We start from the raw sequence: 23040 nt of genomic DNA, 5'->3' as shown, positions 1-23040 counted from the left end.
CCCGCCTCGCGCGCTTCAGGAACACAAAGACGCGGGGTCGTAAGCCAATTCCAGACTTCAACGACATGCATCTGGTCGCGTCGGCCAGGTGCATGTCATTGTCAGGCACGGGGAGACCGTACCGGCGGGAGGGGCGCTGGTGGAGTTCTGGATCAGGCTTTCAGGATCGGTCGAGGTGCCGGCGGCCGGTGAATCCGACGATTTGAGACCGATGAAGACGCGGCTGACGCTTGCCGCCCTGGCCTGGGACGCAAGTCGCACCGTCAGCATCGACACCCTGATCCGCCGGGTCTGGGACGACACCCCGCCCGCCAAGGCCAAAGACGCTCTCTACGTGCACATTTCCCGCATCCGCCGCGCTCTGGGCAGCGCCGGGAGCGGCGCGCCCACCATCATCAGCCGCGCCAACGCCTATGTCCTGCAGGTCGATCCGGACCGTGTCGATCTGCGCTGCTACCTCAGCCTCGTGGCCCAGGCCCGCGCCCTGCGGGACAGCGGGGCCCCGGCCGACGCACTCCGCATGCTGGACCGGGCCGACGGCCTCTGGGGCGGCGAGCCGCTGGCCGGGATCACCGCCTACTGGGCCGAACAGGTACGCGGCGAGGTACGGGAAGTCAGCCTGACCGCAGGGAAGTTACGCGCCGGCCTGCTCCTCCGGGAGGGCCGTTTCGCGGAGGCCGTCCCCGGTCTGCTGCCGCTGGCCGAGGAACACCCCGTGGACGAAATGCTCGTCGAGCAACTGGCACTCGCCCTGCACGGCAGCGGCCGTACCGCCGAAGCGACCCGGCTCCTGCAGCAGACCCGTCGCCGCATCACCCGCGACCTCGGGTCCGAACCCGGCCGCCGGCTCCAGCACATACACCAGGGAATCCTGTCCGGCACCGCGGCCGACGCGCTGTTGCCCGAGCCCGTCACGTCAGGGGCCGGTGCCCCGAGGGGCGCGGCACCGGACAACTTGCCGATGGACGTGCTGTGGGTCGGCCGCCGCGACGAACTGCGTCATCTCACGGACGCCCTCGACGACGCCGGCCAGGCAGGCGGTCCCGTCGTCACGGTCGAGGCGATCGGCGGGATGGGGGGAATCGGAAAAACGTCGCTCGCGGTACATGTCGCCCACCAGTTGCGCGACCGGTTCCCCGACGGCCGGCTCTACCTCCACCTGCGCGGGCACACGCCGGACAGCGAGCCACTGGACCCGGCCCGGGGCCTCGCCATTCTGCTGCGCCAGCTCGGGAAGGAGAATCTGCCACAGAGCACGGAGGAACTCGCGGCGCTGTGGCGCACCACCGTGCAGGACCGCAGGATGCTGGTCATTCTCGACGACGCCGCGGGGCCCGCCCAGATCAGGCCGCTGCTGCCCGGCTCCTCACCGACGGCCGTCATCGTGACCAGCCGCCGACGGCTCACGGGCCTGCCCCAGATACGGTCGATCTCGCTCGACGAGATGCCGGTCGACGACGCCGTCGCCCTGTTCGAGCGCCGTCTGGGGCCGCACCGCCTGCCCTGCCGCACGGACAGCGCGGAAATCGTACGGCTCGCCGGATACATTCCCCTCGCGATTGAAATCCTCGCCAGCCGCCTGCTCTCCCGGCCGTCCTGGACAGCCGCTGACCTGCTGCGGCAATTGAACGGCAGCGGCGGTCACCTCTCCCAAATCCGCGACGGCGAGGTGCGGATGGCACACATCTTCGCCCTCTCCTATCGCGATCTCACTCCCTCGCAAAAGCTGGTGTTCCGTCGCGTCGGCCGTCATCTCGGCGTCGAGTTCGGACCGCAGGCCGCAGCCGCACTGTCCGGACTCCCTTTCGATGAGACCGAACGCGCGCTGGAGGCACTGCTGACCGGGCACCTCCTCTTCGAACCATCCCCGCACCGGTTCCGAATTCATGATCTTTTACGCGAGTACACGCGCACACTGATAGGCGACGAGCCCGGCGAGGACTCGGACGTCGATTCCGATCACGATGTGCGGCAGGCGCTCCAGCGGCTGACGGCGCACTACCTCGGCGTCGCGGACCGGGCCGACCGGCTCGCCTACCCCTTCCGCTCACGCTCCGCGCCGCTCTCCACGCGGCAAGCGCCGGCGGCGGAGCCAGGCAGCCGTCTCGCCGACGCCGGTGACGCAGAGCAATGGTTCATCACGGAAGGCGGCAACCTGCTTGCCTCGCTGGAATATGTACGGGCGCAGGACTCGCCGGGGCGACTGGCCGAAGTCGTCCACGTGCTCGCCGGCTTCCTGGACATGGAGGGCTACCTGGCGACGGCCGAACCGCTGCTGCGCGCCGCCGTCGCGCACTGGCGCACGGTCCGTGACGAACACGCCCTCGCGTGCGCACTGCTCGATCTCAGTACGGTGTGCGCCCACGGTGGTCACTACGATGAAGCGCACACAACTGCCGATGAGGCGCTCGCTCTCGCGCGGGCGCTCAAGATGCCGGAGTTGGAGAGCGAGTCGATTCATCAATTGACCATTCCGCTCTGGCACACGGGGCAATACGCCACCGCACTTGAGTTGCAGAAACACTCCCTGAATCTGCGGCTGCAAACATCGGACAAGCTCCAGATCGCTCGCGGCTACAACCTTATCGGTATCAGTTATCTCCAACTGAATCAAAACGAAGAGTCGCTGAAATGTTTCACTCAAGCACTCGCCGGATTCACTGATATCGGCGATCAGCGAGGTACGTATCGCACGGTGAACAACATTGCGGAACTGCAGCAGAAATTAGGGAATCTGGATGCTGCGGAACGCGCATATCGCAAAGCCATGGAATTATCGAGAAGCATGGGCAGCAGGGGCGATTACGCGACGCTTCAAATGAACCTCGCCAGTGTTCTCACTGAAACCGGAAGAGCCGACGAGGCGCTGCGTCTCTTTGAGGCGGCCCTGCCCGCGCTGCACAGCGTCGCCGACGCGCGCGGAACGGTCATTGCCCGGAATGGGCTCGGTAGGGCGCTCCAGGCGGTGGGCCGCGCCGAGGAGGCGATGACGCACCACCTCGCCGCCCTGGTGGAGGCGCGGCGCATCCGCGCGACCGGTGAGGAGATCGCCGCCCTCTATGACCTGGGGCGAGTGGCTCGGGCGACCGGCCGCCTCCAGCAGGCCGCCGAGCACTGGAAGGCCGGCCTTGACCTCAGCCGGCGCATTGGGGCGCGTGCGGAGGAGGCCCGTGTCCGTGGGGCGCTGGCGGGGCTCCAGGAGTTGAGTGAGTTGCCTTCCGGCGACTGACGGGCTCTATCGCCGGGGTGACGTTGTGGACCGCTAGTGATTTGTGTTCGCCGACTCTACTGCGGTGTCGCGAAAAGGTGCAAGATGCCTCAAGCGGGCTTTTGGAGCGACTGATCCAGTGGCATATGCCTCAGGCTGGATGTCCCTCTGTAAGACTTCCTGTCAGGTTTGGGGATCAGCGGAAAATTTGCGATGACCAGGGATTTGAGTGATCATTGCGGAGCAGTGAGCGGTGGGGGCGCCGGGTCCGTAGGTGGTCTGCCACGCTCGCCCCCTCTTATGCCTTGGCAAGGAGCCGTTGCACTTGTTTTCCCCATTTGACTTGATCATTGCACTTGCTATAGCTGGCTCTCCTTCCCATTCAGGGGGTCAGCACGTCGATGCGGCGAGCCATGGACAGGCGTATAACCGGGCAGAAGGGCAAGGGGTGTGCATGCCCTACCTGAAGGGCAGGCCGAACGGGAAGACGCAGCGCGGTACAGGGCAGGGCGGCGGAACGTCACCTGCTCCTCTCGCGTAAGTACGTAACCCGAGCCTCTGCCGGTGGAGATACCGAACGCTTCACCGGCCGGGGCTTTTTGCGTGCGTGCCCCCATGGTCTCCGCCCCCGCCCCCACCTGGGATGATCGACGGCATGGCTGAACGTATGAGCGCCGCGTGCGACGGGGCGTCGAAAGGGAATCCCGGTCCGGCGGGCTGGGGCTGGGTCGTCGCGGATGAGGAGGGCAACCCAAGTCGGTGGGAGGCCGGGCCGTTGGGGAAGGCGACGAACAACGTCGCGGAACTCACCGCCTTGGAGCGACTGTTGACGGCGGTCGACCCCGATGTCCCGCTGGAGATCCGGATGGACTCCCAGTACGCGATGAAGGCGGTCACGACCTGGCTGCCCGGTTGGAAGCGCAAGGGCTGGAAGACGGCGGCGGGCAAGCCGGTCGCCAACCAGGAATTGGTCGTCCGCATCGACGAACTGCTCGCGGGCCGCTCCGTCGAGTTCCGGTACGTGCCGGCGCACCAGGTGGACGGGGACCGGCTCAACGATTTCGCCGACCGCGCGGCGAGCCAGGCGGCGATCACTCAGGAGGCCGCCGGCAGTGCGCTGGGCTCGGCGCAGCCGCCGGCCGCGCCGGATGCCGCACGGTCCGGTGGCGGTCGTCGCGGCGCCCAGGACTCGGCGGCGAAGACGTCGTCGGCGCCCCGCAAGCGCAGCGCCGGGGGCTCGGCGCGGACGCTGAAGGCGAAGTTCCCCGGCCGCTGCCGCTGCGGGCGCGCGTACCTGGCGGGCGAGTCCATCGCCAAGAACCCCGACGGCTGGGGCCATCCGGAATGCCGCACGGGCAGCGACGGGGCGTAGCAGGGGGCCGGGGCTCATCGCACGGAAAATGCGCGGCACGGCCGGGCCCCTCGCAGTACCGTCCGGCCATGGACGATGAGGACGGCTACTTCGGAGAGCCTGTTGCGGCGACGTACGACGAGTCGTCGGGGGAGATGTTCGAGCCCGCTGTCGTCGAGGAGACGGCCGGGTTCCTGGCGGGGCTCGCGGCGGGTGGCCGGGCGCTGGAACTGGGCATCGGGACGGGACGCATCGCGCTGCCGCTGGCCCACTGCGGCGTCCCGGTCCACGGCATCGATCTGTCACGGGCCATGGTTGCCCGGCTGCGAGCCAAGCCGGGCGGCGACGCGATCGGAGTGACCACCGGCGACTTCGCGACGACGCGGGTGCCGGGCACGTACTCCGTCGCGTATCTGGTCTTCAACACGATCATGAATCTGACGACGCAGGCGGCGCAGGTCGCCTGCTTCCGCAATGCCGCCGATCACCTGGGGCCGGGGGGCTGCTTCGTCATCGAGGTGATGGTGCCCGATTTGCGGCGGCTGCCGCCGGGGCAGAACGCCGTACCGTTCCATGTCGGCCCGGATCGCTGGGGGTTCGACACCTACGACGTGGCCACCCAGGCGATGAGCTCGCATCATCTCGACGTCGTTGACGGACGTGCCGAGTTCCGTTCCATCCCCTTCCGATACGTCTGGCCGGCGGAGCTGGACCTGATGGCCCAGCTGGCCGGGCTGCGGTTGCGGGAGCGGTGGGCGGGGTGGGCGGGGGAGCCCTTCACGAGCGAGAGCCGGCAGCATGTGTCGGTCTGGGAGAAGCCCGGAGAGTGAGAGTCGGTGCCGGGGCGTGTCCGGTGGGCGGGTGCGTTACTCCTGCCGCTGTTCCGGGGGCGGTTGGGTGGGCTGCCCGGCGGCGTCCTGGCGGGGCTTGCGGAAGAGGGCCGTCCATAGGAAGGGCTCACCGAAGAGCGGGGACGCTTCCGGCTCGTCGTGCATGCGGCGCAGTTCGACCTCCGTCAGTCCGGCGAAGATCTTGCGCAGCGCCTCGGGGGTGTAGGCGAGCCCGCCGTGGAGCCGGCGGTCGCGGTAGCAGTCGGCGTCGGGGAGTTCGCAGCCCATCGAGCCCGCCGCGAAGCAGGTGAGGGCGAGATGGCCGCCGGGCGCGAGGGCGCGGTCGAGCAGGGCGAGGTAGCTGATGCGGCGGTGCGGCGGCAGGTGGTGGAAGCAGCCGGAGTCGTGGATGACGTCGTACGGGCCGCTCAGTTCGGTGGCGGCGATGGAGAAGGCGTCGCCGCAGTGGAAGCGGATGCGGGCCCCGGCTGTGCGGGCCCGTTCCTCGGCCCAGGTGATGGCGGCGGGCGAGAGGTCGACGGCGTCCACGTCGAAGCCCAGGGAGGCGAGGTGCAGGCTGTTGCGGCCGGGGCCGCAGCCCAGATCGAGGGCGCGGCCCGGGGTGATCAGGCCCCGGTCGAGATACGAGACCAGGTTCTCGTCCGGTTTCGCCGCGAAGAACGGCACGGGCTTGGCGCGGTCGCCGTAGAAGCCGTCCCACCAGGTGGCCGCGTCGGCCGTCCAGCGGTCGGCATCCGGCGCGAACAGGCCGTCGAGGAGCCGCAGTACGTCGTCGACGGTGCGGATGTTCCGGTCCATCGGACCCCCTTTCACGTAGCGGGGACAGTAGGGCTCCGATGCGTGAAAGCCCAGATGGGGATGGATGCGGGGATGGCGGGGGAGAGGCGTGGACGGGCTGGGGGGGGGCAGGGGGTGGCCCCGGCCGTCGGGCAGGTGCCGGTGGGGAGGGGTGAGTGCGCTTCGGGGGCCCGTACGGCGGCGTTCCGCGGGGAGCCTGCGACGGTTTTTGTTGAGGTGCGGCGGCCTTCGACGGGCGGAATCCGTTGAAGGCCGCGTCGGGTTGTCGGGTCAGGTTCTCAGCGGGCCGTGGCCGCCTGGGCCTTTCCGCAGAACTCCGCCTCGATGACGTCGGTGTAGACCGCGGAGTCCGTCAGCCAGTCGCCGTTGATGTTGAAGGTCAGCTGCTTCTCGCCGTCCGCGGTGCCGACGACGCCGGAGAGTGAGCCGTTGGTCCTGCCGGTCTTGCCGACCACCTGCACGCCGCAGTCCAGGGTGGCGAATTCGACGCCGAGCCCGTAGCCCGTGTTGTTGCCCGCCGGTACCTCTTCGAGCATCTCCTTCATCCGCGCCGGAGGCAGCAACTCCCCTCGCATCAGGGCGCGTTCGAAGCGGTTGAGGTCACCGGTCGTGGAGATCAGCTCGCCCGATGCGCCCAGCCAGGACATGTTCTGCTCGGTCGCGTCGTGGATCGGTGCGTCGGGGTTCTCGTCGTGCAGCCGCGAATAGGCGACGGGGTGGGGCGACGGCAGCTGCGCCGCGGTGCCGGGGAACGAAGTGCCGTGCAGTTTCAGCGGCTTGATGATCCGCTGCGTCGCCTCGTACGCGTACGAATGCCCGGTCACCTTCTCGATGATCATGCCGGCGAGTACGTAGTTGGTGTTCGAGTACCACGGGTTCGTGCGGGCATCGGACTTCGGTGGGTGCTGCATCGCGACCGCCACGAGCTGCTCGGGCGTGTATGTGTCGTAGCGGTGCTGGGGGAAGTTCTTGCCGGACGCGTTGACCTTGAATTCTTCGTCATCGGTGTGGCTGTACAGGCCGCTGGTGTGGTTGAGCAGTTCTTGCAGGCAGATGGTGCGGCCGTCGTTCTTGTTGCCCCGCACCAGTCCCGGCAGCCACTTCTCGACCTTGTCGTCCAGGCTCAGCCGTCCCTCGTCCGCCAGTTGGAGGATGACGGTCGCGATGAACATCTTGGTGATGCTGCCCGCCCGGAAGTGTTCGTCCGCCGAACGCTTCCGTCCGGTCGCGGTGTCCGCGACACCCGCCGAGCCGTTCCAGGTGCCCGTACGGTCCCGGACCTCGGCCGAGATCCCGGGCAGCCCACCCTTGTCCACCGCCTTTTGCAGCGCGGACTGCGTGGCTTCGTGCGAACCGGCCGGTGCGACGGCCGTGGCCGGGCTCTTGGGGTGGTTCCCGGCCGCTGCGGTCGCGTGGGCCGGGGCGAGGGATGTCGCCCCTACCGAGGCGGTCACGGCAAAAGCGAGTAAGGCGTTACGTGTTGCCTGACGGTTCATCCGTCCTACCTCCGGTACTCATGGGGCCGGTTGTGCCCCTGTGGGAGGAGTGACGCGAGGCAGAGCACGGGAGTTGAGCGAAGGGCCGGGCTCGTCGGATCCGGTGTGATGCCCTGCTCCCGTGACCGGCCGGCCGGGGCGCGTCGGCCGGCCGGTCACAGAGGCAGGACGTCTCACGACCCGGAGTGCGCCTGTTCCGTCTGCTGCTGCGCGTCGTCGGACGCCGCCGCACGGCCGGCGCCGGGGGTGTTGCCCTTGCGGGCGCGCAGGTGCGGCAGCGCCTCGTTCGTCACGCCGGACCAGACCTCGTGCCTGCCCAGCCGCTCGGGGTGCCTACGGGCGTCCCTGATACCCCAGGCGTACAGCGCCAGGCAGACCACGGCGGCCAGGCACCCGAGCACCGCGACGGCCAGCAGCCCGGCGAGGCCCAGGGACATGGGGTGGCCGATGCGGGGTGTGACCGCGGCCAGGAACAGCGTGGTGACTCCCAGGGGAGCGGCCAGGGCGAGCGCCCGCAGGGCCAGGGGGCCGAGGCCGGGCCGGGCTCCGCCGGGGCCGGTGAGGCGGAGCAGCAGCGCGTGCTTGCCCGGTGTCGCGCCGGTCAGCCACGGCATCGCCACGAACCAGAGCGCCAGGATGACGACCGGTGTCAGCAGGGCGTCGTCGGTGTCGGAGACGATGTAGACGGCGAAGGTGGCGGGCACCGTCAGGACCACCACGCCCGTCATGTCCACCACCAGCGCCACCAGGCGGCGGCCGAACGGGACGATGCCGTCGGTGGCCAGGGCCCGTTCGTCCAGCGTGTCCAGCTCCGGCAGGAAACGCGCCAGGGGCCCGGCGAGCGCCCAACCGATCGACGCGCCCGCCGTGTTGGCCAGCAGGTCGTCCACCGCGAAGAGCCGGTACGGGCACGGGTAGATCCCCCACAGCCCGGTGAACTGGGTCAACTCGAAGAACAGCGAGACGAGCAGGCCCGCGGCGGTGGCGGCGATGAGGCCGCGGCGGACGTGCAGCCGGATGAAGACGCCGAGGGGCAGCAGCAGGAGAAGGTTGAAGACCGTCTGCCAGAAGGCGGGGTTGTGCAGGATGAGCGCACCGAAGGAGAGGTGGTGGTGTGCCTCCTTCCACAGGTCCGCAACGAAGCTCCCCGGCATGAACTGGGGCTTCCCGAAGGACGGATACGCCTGGCAGACGTCCACCGTCGGCCCCGGGAGCGGCACCACGACCAGGCAGAGCGCTGAAATGCCGTAGTAGACGCAGCCGTAGACGGACAGCGTCCGCCAGCGGGTCATGATGCCGTGCCGCCGGTAGAGCACGATCGCCATCGGCACCGACATCAGCACCGCGAGGACGGGGAAGAGCAGCGCCGCGGTGCTGAGCGGGAGGATGTAGGCGCCGGTCACCGTGCGTCCTCCCGCGGTGCCGATTCCGTCGTTCGTCTCTCCCGCGGAGGTGGTGCTGCCCGGCGGCCCGCCGGTATCCGTCCCCCGGTGCTCCGGCTGTCCGGCGCGCGGTGCTCCATCGGACGGGCGCCCCCTGTGGCGGGGAATGTCCCGAAGTGCATCTGTTTCCTGTCGTCTTGCTCGGCAAGGGGTGTCGAGTGCCTGCCCCGGGCCGGCGCGCAGGGCGGCCGGGCCCGGGGCGAGTGGTCGGTCCGCTCCGCGCCTGCCGCCGCCGGGCCGCGTGTCACGGGCCCGGCGCGCCGCTGTGCCGCCCGTGATCTGCGGCGCGGGGCCGGGGACAGGGCCTCGCCGCCGATCTTGTCAGATGAACGCGGCGGCGGGTATCTCGCTGCTGTCCCTGGGAACGGAGGGCACGGGTGGCACGACGACAGGGACGTCAGCGGGCGGATTCGGGGGCACAGGGGACGGGGTGGAGGAGGGGCTCTCCGGCGGCCCATCGGCGTACCTGCTCCACGATCAGCCGCTCGGCGCGCGGGCGGAACGCGGCCGAGCCGCCTGCGACATGGGGCGTGATGAGGACGCCGGGTGCGTGCCGCAGGGGGTGGTCCGCGGGGAGCGGTTCGGGGTCGGTGACGTCGAGGGCGGCGCGCAGGCGGCCCGTGCCGGCCTCGGCGAGCAGTGCGTCGGTGTGCAGGGTGCGCCCGCGGCCGATGTTGACGACGAGGGCGCCGTCGGGGAGCGCCGCCAGCTCCCTGGCCCCGAACAGGCCGGTGGTGGCGGGGCTTTCGGGCAGGATCAGGACCGCGATGTCCACGTCGGGCAGCAGCTCGGGCAGTTCACCGACGGCGTGGACGTGCTGGTCGGGGCGGGCGGTGCGGGCCACCCGTACGACCTCGGCCTCGCAGGCGAGCAGCCGGCGTTCCAGGGCCGTGCCGATGGAGCCGTAGCCGATGAGGGCCACCCGGCTGTCGGCCAGCGAGCGGGTGAAGTGCGGCTGCCAGCGTCCGGCGGTCTGATCCGCGGCCCAGCGGGGCAGTTCGCGTTGCGCGGCGAGGATCAGGCCGAGTGCGTGCTCGGCGGCCGACGCGTCGTGCAGCCCGCGGCCGTTGTGCAGGGCGACACCAGGGGGGAGCAGCGGCTGGAGCTTGTCGACTCCGGCGCTGAGGCTCTGGACCGCGCGGAGGCCGGGGAGCCTGGGCAGCAGACGGTGTGCGTCGGAGACGGCGTAGGGCATGACCCACAGGTCCACCAGGTCGAGCGTTTCCTGCGGGAGGTGTTCGGGCGGCGCGATGCCGTCCCAGAGGTGGACGCGTACGCCGTCGGGCCAGGGGCCGTGGCGCAGGTCGAGTTCCGGCCAGGGGATGAGGATGTCGGTCATCGCGGCTCTCCTTCGGTGCTGGGGCGCGGGCCGTGGTCCGTCGCGTCCGGTTCACCCCTTGTTCGGGGCGTTCGCGACTTCTTCACGGATTCGGTCGCTCAGGGTGGGCTGTTCAGTGGTTGAGGGAGTCCGGCCATTGACCCGGCCGCCATGCCCTCGTAAGTTTTTCCCGCCCAGTGAAACACTTTCCACCTCACGGAAAACAGGGGGTCAGGGATGACAATGCCGTCATCTTCCCGGCGGACCAGCGGTTCCCCGACGTCCACAGGAGCGCGGCAACCCGCCGGCGCCCCACCGCCCACCGGCGGCTTCTGGAGCTCCAGCCGGGCCCGGCACCTGATACCGGTCGCCTTCCTCACCTACTCGCTCGCCTACCTGGACAAGTCCAACTACGCGATCGCATCGGCCGGCGGCATGACCGGCGAACTGCACCTCTCGGCGGGCCTCGACTCGCTGATCGCCGCGTCCTTCTTCCTCGGCTACTTCTTCTTCCAGATCCCCGGCACCATCTACGCCGAGCAGCGCAGCGCCCGCCGCCTCATCGCCTGGTCGACCGTGACCTGGGGGCTGCTCGCCGTGGTGCAGGGACTGCTGAGCAGCCCGGGACAGCTGATCGCCGTACGCTTCGCGCTCGGCGTCGTCGAGGGCGCGGTGCTGCCGTCGATGGTGATGCTCCTGGGCCGGTGGTTCACCGACCGCGAGCGCGGACGCGCCAACACCCTGCTCATCCTCGGCAACCCGGTCACCGTGATGTGGCTCTCGGCGCTGTCGGGATGGCTGGTGTCCGTCTCCAACTGGCGCGTGATGTTCATCGTCGAAGGCATCCCCTCGGTCATCTGGGGCCTGCTGTGCCTGCGGCTCCTCAAGGACCGCCCCGAGGACGCCTCTTGGGTCTCCGCCGGTGAACTGGCCGCCCTCCAGGAGGACCGCAACGCCGCCCCCGCCCCCTCGGGCACCCTGAGCCAGGAGTACCGCAAGGTGCTGCGCTCACGCCCGGTGCTCCTGATGGCGGTGCAGTACTTCTTCTGGTCGTTCGGCATGTACGGCTTCATCTTCTGGCTGCCCTCCATCGTCAAGAAGGGGTCCGGCGAAGGCATCGGCGCCACCGGACTGCTCACCGCCGTGCCCTACGCCTTCGCGGTCCTCGCCATGCTCGTCAACTCCCGCCTGTCCGACCGCAGCGGACGCCGCCGCATCGCCGTGTGGCCGTGGCTGGCCGCGGGCGGACTCGCCCTGTTCGGGTCCTACGCCGCCGGATCGAACTTCCCCGTGGCACTCGCCCTGCTCGTCGTGGCCGGACTGTGCCTCTACGCGCCCTACGGCCCCTACTTCGCTCTGGTCTCCGCGCTCGCCCCGCCCGGCGTATCCGGCGCGGCCGTCGCCCTGGTCAACTCCCTCGGAGCGCTCGGCTCCTTCGCCGGCACCTACCTGGTGGGCTGGATACGCGGCACGCCCCTGGGAGACGGCGGCGCCTTCGCCCTCATGGCGGCCGGCGCCCTGCTCTCCGCAGCGCTCATGCTCGCCGTCCGCGAGCCCCGCACCCCGCCCGTCCCGGGTACCGTGACCAGGCAGCCGACCGCTGCGACCCGCACCTGAAATGCGCCGGCGAACCGTCCCGGCGCACCCACGCACCACACAGGAGACGAGCAGCGTGACCACGACGTCCGGCGACGACCTGCTCAGCCGGGGCCTGCGGCTGCTGACCGTGCTGGCCGACCACCCATCGGGCCTCGGCGTCAGCGCCGCGGCCCGCGCCGCCGCACTCCCCGTCAGCAGCGCCCACCGCATCCTCCAACGCCTCGCCGCCGAACGCTTCGTCTCCTACGACGAGGACACCAGGCGCTACGCCCTCGGCGTACGGGTACTCGAACTGTCCCGCGGATTCCACCGCTCACCGGCCGGCTACTCCGCGGCAGCCGCCCCCATGCGCCACCTCGCCGCCCGCACCGGCCTGCCCGCCATCGCCGGCATCCTCTACGACCGCGACGTCCTCCTCGTCCTGACCGCACAGGGCACCCAGCACCTCCAGCTCCGCAGCGCCGAGGGCACCCGCAACGCCTGGCACGCCACCTCGCTCGGCAAGGCACTGGTGGCCGCGCTGCCGCCGCGCGAACGCGAGGAACTCCTCACGGCCGGGCTGCGGCAGGTCACCGACCGCACCCTGACCGACCCGGACGGGCTGCGCGCAGAACTCGACCGGGTAACGGGCCAGGGCTGGGCGGAAGTCGACGAGGAGAGCGAGGTCGGCGTCCGCTCCATCGCCGTGCCGGTGCCCGCACCCGCCGGATACGCCCCCCGCCTGGCCGTCTCCCTGGGCGCCGCCGTCGCCCTCACCGAAGCCGACGAACTGCGCTCCCACGTACCGGCCCTGCGCGCCTGCGCGGAGGAGATCGCCGCCCACATGGACCACTGACCGCCCCGGGCACCCGGCCACGGTCTCCGCTTCCGCTTCTGCTTCCGCTTCCCAACGGGCCCGTGGATTCCGTAGATTCGGCCACTCGGATCACCACGGGCACAGCGGGATCACCACCCGCACAGGGGGAGAAGGAAGCGTGGACTGGGGGACACTCGTCGCGACGGTCAGTGGCGGCTCCATCGCCATCACCGGGACCGTGCTGGCCGACTACCTGCGCCACCGGCGCGAGGACGACCGCGGTGTGGGGACGCGACGGCGCGCCGTGTACATCGAGTTCATCTCGGCCGCCGGGGTCTGCCACGCGCGCCTGCGCCAGATCGCCCAGGACCCCGGCGCCGAGCCCGACCTGGAGGCGGCCACCCGCGCCGCACTGGCCGACGCCACGCTCTACGACGTACGCGAACGGCTGTACATCGACGCCTCCGCGGCGGTCGCCGGCGCCGGGCAGGCCATGTTCGAGCGGCTCCGAGACCTCCAACGCACCGTCGCCACCGGCGCCACACCCGCCTCATCCGCCTTCCACGACGTCTACCACCACTACATCGGCGCCGTCTGGCGCTACCGCGTCGCCGTCCGCAACGAACTGGAGAACCGGCCCTTCTCACCCGCGGTGTTCGGCTGGGAAGGCTGGGACGGCACGGACCGCTGCCTGACGTGCCGGGCCGCACCCACCGCCGAACCCCAACCCACCGGAACCGACTGACCCGTTGAGACCCTGACGGGCACGGCGAAGCCCGGCACCGGTCACGGATGCGGGCCGTCCCGCATGGCCCCTCCTACCCTCTACGGATGGACAGTTCAGCCGCGCGCCGGGAGCGCGCCCGACACCGCCGTACGGACGCCCTCACGATTCTCGGGACGCTGGGACTGCTGGAGCGGTGGCGCCCGCTCGGCGCCCCGGTACTCGTCGGATCAGTGGCGCTCGACCTGGTCGTCGAGCCCGACATCGACCTGGAGATCTACTCCGAAGCCCCCTCCGTGGCCCAGGGATTCGCGGCGCTCACCCCGTGCGCCGAGCTTCCCGGCGTGCGCAGGCTCCGGTTCACCAACGCCCTGGACCTGGACGACAAGGGCCTCTACTGGCGCCTCGACTACGAGGACCACACCGACCGCACGTGGCAGATCGACATGTGGTGGCTCCCTCACGCCCACCCCGGACCCCGCGCCACAGACCTCGTAGAACCCCTGCGCGACGCCCTGACCGACGAGACCCGCGACGCGATCCTCGCCGTCAAGGAGGGCGCCGCCGAGCAGGGAGATCCGCTACCGGGTGTGTGGGTCTACCAAGCGGTCCTGGAGCACGCCGTACGCACCTACCCCGAGTACCTCGCCTGGCGCGCCCGCACCCCCACGGGCGGGCTGACTTCCTGGCGCCCCGCTCCGGGCCGGAATTCCTGAAACCGCACTTCCGGTTTCCGGCCGGGAACGGGGCGGACCGCCGTGCCACCCCGGGCGGGTGCCTGGCATCGCCTGCACCGAACCGGCAACTGCCCCTTCCCGCGCGTGTGCGTCGTCGACGGCAGGCCGGGGGGCGGCTACGGGGTGTGGTGCCCGCCGGGAGGCCGCGGGGCCTCGGTGAGCGGGCGGTGGAGGGTGAGGAGCGCCTGGTCGTCCTGGGCACGGCCGCCGCTGTGCCGGCTGACGTCGTGGATCAGCAGATCGAGGACGGTACCGGGGTCGACGGGCTGCGCGCCGCGAGCAGCCTTCAGCCGCAGTTCCAGCAGGTGGGGAATGCGCGACTCGGGCCGGTAGAAGACGCCCGCCGGATTGCGGGCCTCGGTGATCCCGTCGGTGTGGCACAGCAGCGTCGCACCGGGCGGAAAGGCGAAGGTGTCCACCGTCGTGGCCCACGTGCCCAGCGAGGTGATGCCCAAAGGGGGCGCCTCGTCCGACGGCTCCAGGACGGTCACGTCGCCGTGTGAGGTGAGGAGCAGCGGAGGCGGATGGCCTCGGTTGACCAGGCGGACGCAGCTCAGATCGGCCGCGAATTCCGCGATGAGAGCGGTCGTGAACCCCTCGGACTGCTCCAGCCCCTGCCGACGCTGCCCCTCACGCTGGAGTGCCTCCTCCAGCATGTCGACCAGCCCGACCAGATCGGGCGCCTGATCTGCGGCGAAGCGGAACGCGCCCACGTCGATGCCGACCGCGCTGATGGCGCTGAGCCCCTTGCCGCGCACGTCGCCGACCATGGCCCGCACCCCGTACGGCGTGTCCTGCACCGCGTACAGGTCGCCGCCGATCAGGGCGCCGCTCTCGGCGGGCACGTAGCGGGCGGCGATGCGCAGCGTGCCGAGCCGGCTCGGGGGAGTCGGCAGCACGGCCTGCACGGCGGTCGCGGCGGCCCGCCGGGCGTGCTGGGCGGTGGTGTGCTCGTAGCGGAGGGAGCGGTTCAGTGCGATCGCCAGCAGTGTCACCGCCACCAGGGTGAGCTGGTTGGAGATGCCGCGCTGCCAGCCGAACGTGCCGTCGAGGTAGGCGAGGAGCGCGTGCACCCCCATCGCGACCAGGCCGACGACGACGATCATGGGGCGGCTCAGCAGCGGGGCCGACAGCACAGGCGCCACGGCCAGCAGCGGCGCGGTCGTCACCGGCGTGGGTGTCGCGAGGTCCAGGATCACCGCCAGCAGGATCACAGCTGCCGGCGCCCAGACCGCCCACCGCCTGACCGTTTCCCCATTCACCCTTCTCACCCTGCCGGTGTCACACATGCGCCGCACGCCGACCGCCCGGAGCCGTCAGGCGCCTGGCCCCCCGGCACGGCTCCGGGCACAGGCGCTTCAGCAGCGCCGCCCCTGTCGTTCCGGCGGCCGGGCCGGATTGTCAGACCCCTCCGCTACGTTGCGGGCATGACGAATTTCGTACTGGTCGCAGGCGCATGGCTCGGCTCGTGGGCGTGGGACGAGGTGGTGCCCGAGCTGCGTGCGGCCGGCCATGACGCTCACCCTCTGACGCTGTCCGGCCTCGCTGACAAGCGGGACGTCCCGGCCGGGCAGCAGACCCACGTCCAGGACATCGTCGATGAGATCGAACGCCGCGATCTGTACGACGTCGTGCTGGCCGGTCACAGCTATGCGGGAATACCGGTCGGTCAGGCCGCCGAGCGGATCGGCGACCGGCTGACCCGCGTGGTCTTCGTCGACTCCAGCGTTCCGGCCGACGGCGAGTCCTTCGTGTCCGCCTGGCCGGCCGGCCGGGCGAAGGTGGAGGCTTCGATCGCCGCGCACGGCGGTTTCTGGCCGCCGCTGACCGCGGCCGACTACGCGGGACAGGACCTCAGCGATGCGCAGATCGCACGGATCGTCGCGGGCTCCACACCGCACCCGGGTGCGACCCTGACCGAACCGGCCGCGTTGTCCGGCGCGTTCGGCGGCCTCCCGGCGACCTACCTGGCCTGCCTGCCCGACGGCGCAGAACCGGGCGACGGAGTGGCCGCGCTGCTGGTCGGCGAGGACTGGCGGCTGGTCACGCTGGACACCGGCCACTGGCCCATGTTCTCCCGCCCCCCGCGAGCTGGCACAGATCCTCATCGACGCGGCAGGGAAGGGCAGTTGATGTGGTGCACCGGGGCAGGGAAAGGCGGCCGACGCGGGCGGTCACCAGGGCGGCCGTCCGCCGCGGCTCACGGCTTCATGGGGGCGATGCCGGGGCGGTCGTGGCCGCCGGGGCGCGGCTGCTTCATCGGGGCGTGCTCCGTCTCGAAGGTGACAGGCCACCGGCAGGACCACCAGCAGCAGGACGAACCGCATCGTCGTCCCTGCGCCCAGCACCCGCTGGTCGACCCGGGGTGCCGCCTTGTCGACGGCCTCGCGTGCCGCGTGCCTGGCCGCCTCGTCGACCGCCGACCACACCACCGGCGTGACCAGCCCGGCGACGTCGGCGAACCCGAAGCCGAGCGGTTCCTTCCGGCCCCCGCGGTCGGCGAACAGCCGTGCCAGACGCGCGTCGTCGATCGCGGCCAGCCCGTCCAGCAGCGGTACCTCGTGCGGCGCCACCGCGGCCACGACCTCGTACACGGCCTCACGCACAGTGCGCACGGCTGGTCTTTCCGTTCCGACCGGTGAAGGACCCCCACGATATTCCCCACCGACCGTGTCACACACGGCAGTTGGGGGCACGCGCTCAGCGCGGATCCGGCTTCCCGGCGGCCTCAAGGGCGCGCGTGACCGCCGCCTCGGCGTGCAGGAAGGTGGTGGGGAAGACCGGAACCGGACTGTCGTCGGCACCGATCAGCAACTCGATCTCCGTGCAGCCGAGCACGACCGCCTCGGCACCCGCCGTGACGAGATCCGCGATGACGGCCTGGTAGTCGCGCCTGGACTCCTCGCGTACGACACCGAGGCACAACTCGTCGTAGATCACCTCGTGTACGCGCCGCCGCCCCTTGGCGTCCGGTACGAGCACCTGGATCCCGTGGGAGGCGAGACGGTCGCGGTAGAAGTCCTGCTCCATGGTGAACGCGGTGCCAAGCAGTCCGACGCGCCGCAGGCCCTGCGCCCGTACGGCCGCCGCGGTGGTGTCGGCGAGGTGCACGAGCGGGATCCGTACGGCAGCCGCCACCCGGTCGGCGACCTTGTGCATGGTGTTCGTGCAGAGCAGCACCATGTCCGCACCGGCGGCCTGCACCGCGACCGCCGCCTCGGCCAGCAGCTCCCCGGCCTCGTCCCAGCGCCCGGCCGTCTGGAGCCGTTCGATCCGTGCGAAATCCACGGAGTAGAGCACGCACGGCGCGGAGTGCAGCCCGCCGAGCCGCTCCCGCGTCAGCTCGTTCAGCAGCCGGTAGTACGCGGCCGTGGACTCCCAGCTCATGCCGCCGATCAACCCGATGGTCTGCATCGCCCCACTCTCGCACGCCCGTCAGGCGCCGGTACGTGGCCCCGCGCCTCGGGACGGCACGCGGGCCGCCCGCCGTCCCACGGGGCCCGGGGGCTGCGAGGCCCGCAACCGTCGGCGCCGCCCGGTGGCCGGGGCCCGCCCCGCCCCGCGTCAGCCGGCCTGGCCGCTGTCCTTCAGCGTGCCCCACCCGTGCCAGCGGTCGATCTCGATCCAGGCGCTGACCCGCCCACGGTCCCGCTGCGGATACTGCTTGCCCAGGTAGTGGTGGGCCAGCCGGTCGATGTCGGTGAGGTCACTGTCCTCGTACAGGTCGGCGACCCGGCCGACGAGGCTGAGGTGGGTGTACCAGTTGTCCTCGTCGAGCGCGGTCAGCGTGACCCGGGGATCGCGGCGGATGTGCTGGAGCCGTCTGCGCCCCTCATCCATGTTGACCAGCACCCGGCCGTGGTCCCAGAGGTACCAGGTGGCCGTGGACACCGGCTGGCCGTCCGAACGCAGCGTCGTGATGACGGCCGGATTCGCCTGTGTCAGCATCGCGACGGCCGCGTCGGGAAGCGGGGGTTTCGACATCTGATGAGCTCCTGTTCGGGTTGCTGTCCGGAATGCGTCAGGCCGTCTATACCCGGCGCCGGGCCCGCCGCGTGCCGCCCCGACCCCATTGGGCCAGCGCAGACACGGATGGACGCGGGCGTGACGCGGCACGCGCCCGGCAGCGGTCCTCGCGGGACGCGCCCTCACCTTCCGGGCGGCGCCGTGCCTCAACCCCGTCGGTCGGTACGGCGGTTGAGGAGGACGGTGACCAGGACGGTGACCAGGCCGACGGCCAGTTCGACGGGGCGGGGCATCCCCGCCGGCCACGGGAAGGAGATGACAAGCGCGGGTGAGGAGGGCAGGGGCGAGCGCGAGCCGGGGGCGGACCCCGGCGGCGAGGCTGCCGACCGGCGGCCGGGGATGACGCTCCAACTGGTCGAGCAGGGGCCCGAGATCGCGCTCGTCGGGCTGCGGAAGCGGGAGATCGACCTCGCTCCCGTGCACGGCTACACCGTGCTGCCCCGCGACTTCCCTCCGGGCTGCGAGGAAGCGAAGCTGCTGGACGCCCCGGTGCTGCTCGCCCTGCATCCCGACCGGGCGTCCCGACTCGGCCTGGCAGCCGGCGAACCCGTCGGCCTGGCGGCCTGCGCGAGCGCCCCGTGGCTGGTCCCCGCCCCCGTCGCGTCCTGTTACGAGATGATTCAACGTGCCTGTGGGGCGGCCGGGTTCGTGCCCCGCATCCGGGCGCGCAGCAGTGACTTCTCGGTGCTGACCGCGCTCGCCGCCGCCGACGCGCTGCCAGGCGGTCCGCAGCTCTCCTGACGCGCCGCTGCCGTCCGACGGAGAGCCGGGAAGGAAGAGCAGCAGCCCGTTCCCTCACCACACTCAACTGCACTCATCCTTCCGTAAGCTTCCCTATTGCATCCTCTGGTGAAGGAAAATAGAGTACGTTCGTGAGTGATCGTTTCTTTTCCCTGGAACAAGTCGCGGAACAGCTCGGCCTGCATGTCCGCACCATCCGCAACTACGTGCGGGACGGGCGGCTCCCCGCCGTCCGCATCGGCAAGCAGTACCGCGTCGCGCACGAGGACCTGGAGGCGTTCACCGGCCGCCCGGTGCCATCGGGCTCCGACGGGGATGCCGGGGGTCAGCGGCACACCGAGGTGTCGAGCATCGTGGAGATCGATGCGGTCGATGCCGAGATGGCCCACCGTCTGACCACCCTCCTGATGGGTTCGGCCGCCCACCGGGGCCCGGGGGACGCGCCGCTGCGAATCGAGACGGTCTACGACAAGGACAGAGCCCGGATGAAGGTCATCGTTCTCGGTGGCCTCGGTGACACCGCCCGGCTCTTCGCATACATGGAAGGTGTGCTCGCCTCATGAACACGATCTACAAGTCCGAGGCCGGTGCCGGTGAGCTGCAGCGGCGGTACCGGGAGGCGCTGGACGCCTGGCCGGTCCCCGCCGAGCACATCCGGGTGCCGACCCGCGAGGGCGAGACCTTCGTCGTCGCCTCCGGCCCGCAGGACGCGCCGCCCCTCCTCCTGCTGCACGGCTCGGGAGCCAACGCCACCGCCTGGCAGGACGATGTCGCCTCCTGGTCGCGGCACTTCCGCACCTACGCCGTCGACCTCATCGGCGAGCCGGGCGGGAGCGCGCCCGCCCGCCCGCCGCTGGCATCCGACGGCCACGCGCGCTGGCTGGACGAGGTGCTGGACGGGCTGGGAATCGCGAGCGCCCCGATCGTCGCGGTCTCCCTCGGCGGCTGGGTGGCGCTGGACTACACCATCCGCAGGCCGGAGCGGGTGACGCGGCTGGCGCTCCTGTGCCCCGGTGGACTGGGGCGGCAGAAGATGAGCGTGCTGGTCAAGATGCTGCTCATGCGCCCGTTCGGACGCTGGGGGGCGCGCCGGTCGGTAAGTGCCGTGGTGGGACTGAAGGCGTCGGAGGCCCGGCCGGTCCTCGACCATGTCGTGCTGACCTTCAAGCACTTCAGTCCGCGCACCGAGCGGCTGCCCGTGTTCCCCGACGACGCATTGCGCGGGCTTTCCCTGCCCGTGCAGGTCACCGTCGGCGGACGCGACGCCATGTTCGACTCCGCGGCCACCGCCCGGCGGGTGCGCGCGTGCGTCCCGGACGCGCGCGTCAACGTCCTGCCCGATGCGGGGCACGCGCTGTTCGGCCAGACGGAATCCGTCCTCGCGTTCCTCCGAGGCTGACCCGGACCCGGGGTGCCCGGCGCCGTCCTACCGTGCCCCGTCAAGGTGCGCAGCCGAGGTCATCAACCCAGATTGACTGCCTTGAGGGGCCGACCTAGGCTCGGAACCATGGCGCAGACCCCCGACACCGCTGACCTGGCCGCAGGGCTCTACGGAGGCATCGGCCTGCTCGCGCGGCGGCTCCGGCACCTCCAGGCGCCCGGCGAACTCTCGCTGCCCGAGCGTTCGGCGCTGGCACGGCTGGACCGGGGCGGCCCGAACACCGCCGCCGAGCTGGCGAGGGCCGAGCAGATCACATCGCAGGCCATGGGGACCACCCTGGGCGCCCTGGAGGAGCGGGGCTTCGTCGAGCGTCGCCCCGATCCCCATGACGGCCGACGGGTCATCATGTCCGTGACCGATGCCGGTCGTGAGATTCTGCGGCACAAGCGCGACGCTCGGGCCCGGCAGCTGGCGGAGGTCCTGAACGAACGGTTCACGGCCGCCGAACTGGAGACGCTGCGGGCGGCGGCGCCGCTGATCGAGCGGCTGGGCGAGAGCCTCTGACGCCGCAAGACCTGTAGGCCCGTTGCCGGAACGGCGGCCTCACCACGCCGTGTTGGGCGCGGGCCACCAGCCGGCGGCCGAGGCGTCGGTGGCGGGGGAGCCGGTCAGCCGGGGCACGGTATCGGTGACCGCCGAAAGCTCGCCGTTGGCGATGGCCCGGTACCACGAGATCCAGCTTTCGATCTGCTCGCCGCTCGTACCCTGCCGCCACCGCCGGGCGAACGCCTCCTCCAAGGTCTCGGGCTGATAGCGGTAGGGCCGGCCGGTCGCCGTGGCGATGCGGGCCGTGACCTCGTGGAGGGTCAGCGCCTGTGGCCCGGTGACCTCCAGGACGTCACCGTCGTAAGGGGAGTCGGGTCCGTCGTCGAGGGCGACGGTCTCGATGACGGCGGCCAGGTCGTCGTGGGTGACGAAGGCGGCCCGCCCGTCGCCGCCGGGGCCGCGCACGACGAGTTCCTCGTCGGCGAGTGCCGCCGGGGTCGCCGCGTAGAAGCCGGCCCGGAAGACGGTGTGGCGGACGCCGGAGCCGGCGAGGAACTGCTCGGTCAGCCAGTGGTCGCGGGCGTTGCGGTAGGTGGCGTCCGGCGCGGCGCCCAGCAGCGACACGTACAGGACGCGGGTCACACCGATCGCGAGCGCGGCGTCGACGGCACTGGCGTGCTCCTCCAGCCGCCGTCCCGTCGGGTGGCCCGAGACCAGGACGAGCGTCGACGCGCCTGCGAGCGCCGTGCGCATGGCCGGGGCGTCGGCGTAGGCGGCCGGTCCGCGCCGCTCGGCCCCGGGCAGTTCGGGCATCCGCTCGGGGCGGCGGCCGATGAGGAGTTGGGGAACGCCGCGCCGGGCGAGCCGGGCGGCGATGCGGCTGCCGAGGGCCCCGGTGACGCCGGTGACCGCCACCGGTGCGTGCGTCTGCTCGGACATGAATGCCTCCTTGCGACATGGGCCCGCGCTTGCTGCCGGGCCCCGCTGAACGATGCCGGTGGCGCTTCGGCCGCCCGGCTCAGCCAACGTAACGACGGCGGGGGCCTGAACCGGCCCGTCAGCCGGGGTGCAGTACACCCAGGCTGCCGCGGCGGCCGGTTGGTTAACGTGGAGCCATGACGAGGGAGAACGCGCTGGGCGACTTTCTGCGGGCACGCCGGGACCTGCTCTCACCCGAGGACGTGGGGCTGCGGTCGTACACCGTCCGCCGGGTGAAGGGGCTGCGGCGCGAGGAGGTCGCGCTGCTGGCGGGGGTCAGCACCGACTACTACACCCGGCTCGAACAGGGCAGGGAACGGCATCCTTCGCACCAGGTACTGGACGCCGTCGCACGGGCCCTGCGCCTGGACGCAGCCGCAGCCCAGCACCTCTTCCGGCTGGCCAGTCCGGCGCCGTCCGGAGCCGCGGTCACCTCCGAGCCGACCGTCAGCGCGGAACTGCTGCTCCTGCTGGACCACTTCCTGGACGTGCCGGCCTGCGTCCTCAGCCCCGCGCTTGACGTCCTCGCCGCCAACCCGGTCGCGGAGCAGCTCTACGGCGGGTTCGCGCGCTTCGACAATCTGCTGCGGATGACCTTTCTCGACCCGTTCGCCCGACGGTTCTTCCGTGACTGGGAGCGGGCGGCGCGCGGCGCGGTCAGCACGCTCCGTGCCCTGTCCGCGCCGTTTCCCGGTGACCGGCGCGTCGCGGAGGTCGTCGGGGACGTGTCGCTGCACAGCCCGGCCTTCGTGTCGCTGTGGTCCCGGTACGAGGTGCGGCCCCGGACCAGCGAGGACAAGCGCCTGTGGCACCAGGACGTCGGCGAACTGCGGCTGCACTACGAGGCGTTCACCATCACCAGCGCACCGGGCCAGCAGCTCTTCGTCTACTCCGCGGAGCCGGGCAGCCCCGCCGCCGACGCCCTGGCCCTGCTGCGCACGCTCGCCGGTGACCGCGTGCGTGACGGCGATACCGGCGACGGTCCCGCAGTGGAGCGGCTGGGGGAGTCCCGCGGGTGAGGGCGGCCGTGCGTTCCGGCCGGCAGGCG

21 protein-coding genes and 1 pseudogene are annotated in these 23040 nt (G+C 71.2%); 13 read left to right on the top strand and 9 right to left on the bottom strand.

Going from position 1 to position 23040, the window contains the following annotated elements; translation table 11 throughout:
- Positions 1–139: 139 nt before the first annotated feature.
- The 3 genes from ACGFNI_RS18295 to ACGFNI_RS18285 all read left to right on the top strand — a co-directional run bounded on the left by ACGFNI_RS18295 (position 140) and on the right by ACGFNI_RS18285 (position 5389).
- On the top strand, positions 140–3229 hold the full coding sequence (locus tag ACGFNI_RS18295) for a tetratricopeptide repeat protein (RefSeq protein WP_393684914.1): 3090 nt from the start codon (positions 140–142) through the stop codon (positions 3227–3229).
- A 622-nt stretch (positions 3230–3851) separates the two neighbouring features.
- A complete protein-coding gene (locus tag ACGFNI_RS18290) occupies positions 3852–4580 on the top strand; it encodes a ribonuclease H (RefSeq protein ID WP_393684912.1) in 729 nt (242 codons plus the stop codon).
- A gap of 68 nt (positions 4581–4648) precedes the next feature.
- The gene (locus ACGFNI_RS18285) at positions 4649–5389 is read left to right on the top strand and encodes a class I SAM-dependent DNA methyltransferase (RefSeq protein ID WP_393684911.1); all 741 of its coding nucleotides are present in this window, start codon (positions 4649–4651) and stop codon (positions 5387–5389) included.
- A gap of 36 nt (positions 5390–5425) precedes the next feature.
- On the opposite strand, the gene ACGFNI_RS18280 is transcribed toward ACGFNI_RS18285, so the two are convergent.
- The 4 genes from ACGFNI_RS18280 to ACGFNI_RS18265 form a co-directional block, all read right to left on the bottom strand.
- Positions 5426–6208 (bottom strand): class I SAM-dependent methyltransferase, encoded by a 783-nt coding sequence (locus ACGFNI_RS18280; protein ID WP_393684909.1) that lies wholly within the window; start codon positions 6206–6208, stop codon positions 5426–5428.
- 278 nt (positions 6209–6486) lie between these two features.
- Positions 6487–7704 (bottom strand): serine hydrolase domain-containing protein, encoded by a 1218-nt coding sequence (locus tag ACGFNI_RS18275; protein WP_393684907.1) that lies wholly within the window; start codon positions 7702–7704, stop codon positions 6487–6489.
- Between the two features lie 173 nt (positions 7705–7877).
- A complete protein-coding gene (locus ACGFNI_RS18270) occupies positions 7878–9107 on the bottom strand; it encodes a VanZ family protein (RefSeq protein WP_393684905.1) in 1230 nt (409 codons plus the stop codon).
- 436 nt (positions 9108–9543) lie between these two features.
- On the bottom strand, positions 9544–10485 hold the full coding sequence (locus tag ACGFNI_RS18265) for a 2-hydroxyacid dehydrogenase (protein WP_393684904.1): 942 nt from the start codon (positions 10483–10485) through the stop codon (positions 9544–9546).
- 222 nt (positions 10486–10707) lie between these two features.
- Between ACGFNI_RS18265 and ACGFNI_RS18260 the strand changes: the two genes are divergently transcribed.
- The 4 genes from ACGFNI_RS18260 (at position 10708) to ACGFNI_RS18245 (ending at position 14299) form a co-directional block, all read left to right on the top strand.
- Complete coding sequence (locus ACGFNI_RS18260; protein WP_393684902.1) at positions 10708–12081, top strand: MFS transporter; 1374 nt, start codon at positions 10708–10710, stop codon at positions 12079–12081.
- A 55-nt stretch (positions 12082–12136) separates the two neighbouring features.
- Positions 12137–12898: an IclR family transcriptional regulator gene (locus ACGFNI_RS18255; protein WP_393684901.1), complete on the top strand. Its 762-nt coding sequence runs from the start codon at positions 12137–12139 to the stop codon at positions 12896–12898.
- A gap of 139 nt (positions 12899–13037) precedes the next feature.
- Complete coding sequence (locus ACGFNI_RS18250) at positions 13038–13604, top strand: CchlQ (RefSeq protein ID WP_393684899.1); 567 nt, start codon at positions 13038–13040, stop codon at positions 13602–13604.
- A gap of 86 nt (positions 13605–13690) precedes the next feature.
- Entirely contained in the window at positions 13691–14299 is a 609-nt protein-coding gene (locus tag ACGFNI_RS18245) for a hypothetical protein (protein WP_393684898.1), read from the top strand.
- A gap of 137 nt (positions 14300–14436) precedes the next feature.
- On the opposite strand, the gene ACGFNI_RS18240 is transcribed toward ACGFNI_RS18245, so the two are convergent.
- Positions 14437–15582 (bottom strand): PP2C family protein-serine/threonine phosphatase, encoded by a 1146-nt coding sequence (locus ACGFNI_RS18240; RefSeq protein WP_393684897.1) that lies wholly within the window; start codon positions 15580–15582, stop codon positions 14437–14439.
- Between the two features lie 165 nt (positions 15583–15747).
- On the opposite strand from ACGFNI_RS18240, the pseudogene ACGFNI_RS18235 reads away from it, so the two are divergent.
- Positions 15748–16453, top strand: a pseudogene (locus tag ACGFNI_RS18235) (alpha/beta fold hydrolase).
- Between the two features lie 41 nt (positions 16454–16494).
- Here ACGFNI_RS18235 and ACGFNI_RS18230 read toward each other — a convergent pair.
- The 3 genes from ACGFNI_RS18230 to ACGFNI_RS18220 all read right to left on the bottom strand — a co-directional run bounded on the left by ACGFNI_RS18230 (position 16495) and on the right by ACGFNI_RS18220 (position 18304).
- Positions 16495–16935 (bottom strand): hypothetical protein, encoded by a 441-nt coding sequence (locus ACGFNI_RS18230; RefSeq protein WP_393684896.1) that lies wholly within the window; start codon positions 16933–16935, stop codon positions 16495–16497.
- Positions 16936–17020: 85 nt separating this feature from the next.
- On the bottom strand, positions 17021–17734 hold the full coding sequence (locus ACGFNI_RS18225) for an aspartate/glutamate racemase family protein (protein WP_393684895.1): 714 nt from the start codon (positions 17732–17734) through the stop codon (positions 17021–17023).
- 150 nt (positions 17735–17884) lie between these two features.
- The gene (locus ACGFNI_RS18220; RefSeq protein WP_393684893.1) at positions 17885–18304 is read right to left on the bottom strand and encodes a PPOX class F420-dependent oxidoreductase; all 420 of its coding nucleotides are present in this window, start codon (positions 18302–18304) and stop codon (positions 17885–17887) included.
- A 297-nt stretch (positions 18305–18601) separates the two neighbouring features.
- Here ACGFNI_RS18220 and ACGFNI_RS18215 point away from each other — a divergent pair, with 297 nt between their 5' ends.
- The 4 genes from ACGFNI_RS18215 (at position 18602) to ACGFNI_RS18200 (ending at position 21032) form a co-directional block, all read left to right on the top strand.
- Positions 18602–19087 (top strand): LysR substrate-binding domain-containing protein, encoded by a 486-nt coding sequence (locus ACGFNI_RS18215; protein ID WP_393684892.1) that lies wholly within the window; start codon positions 18602–18604, stop codon positions 19085–19087.
- Positions 19088–19218: 131 nt separating this feature from the next.
- The gene (locus ACGFNI_RS18210; protein WP_393684890.1) at positions 19219–19650 is read left to right on the top strand and encodes a helix-turn-helix domain-containing protein; all 432 of its coding nucleotides are present in this window, start codon (positions 19219–19221) and stop codon (positions 19648–19650) included.
- Positions 19647–20486, top strand: coding sequence for an alpha/beta fold hydrolase (locus ACGFNI_RS18205; protein WP_393684888.1), 840 nt, complete (start codon positions 19647–19649; stop codon positions 20484–20486). Before ACGFNI_RS18210 ends, ACGFNI_RS18205 begins: the two co-directional genes overlap by 4 nt.
- Positions 20487–20594: 108 nt before the next feature.
- Positions 20595–21032, top strand: coding sequence for a MarR family winged helix-turn-helix transcriptional regulator (locus tag ACGFNI_RS18200; protein WP_393684887.1), 438 nt, complete (start codon positions 20595–20597; stop codon positions 21030–21032).
- A gap of 39 nt (positions 21033–21071) precedes the next feature.
- On the opposite strand, the gene ACGFNI_RS18195 is transcribed toward ACGFNI_RS18200, so the two are convergent.
- Positions 21072–21953: an NAD(P)H-binding protein gene (locus ACGFNI_RS18195; protein ID WP_393684886.1), complete on the bottom strand. Its 882-nt coding sequence runs from the start codon at positions 21951–21953 to the stop codon at positions 21072–21074.
- A 176-nt stretch (positions 21954–22129) separates the two neighbouring features.
- On the opposite strand from ACGFNI_RS18195, the gene ACGFNI_RS18190 reads away from it, so the two are divergent.
- The gene (locus ACGFNI_RS18190) at positions 22130–23011 is read left to right on the top strand and encodes a helix-turn-helix domain-containing protein (protein WP_393684884.1); all 882 of its coding nucleotides are present in this window, start codon (positions 22130–22132) and stop codon (positions 23009–23011) included.
- Positions 23012–23040 lie beyond the last annotated feature (29 nt).

It is taken from the genome of Streptomyces sp. NPDC048644, from assembly GCF_043199105.1.
GTDB lineage: Bacteria > Actinomycetota > Actinomycetes > Streptomycetales > Streptomycetaceae > Streptomyces.
This window is presented reverse-complemented; position numbering and strand designations above follow the sequence as displayed.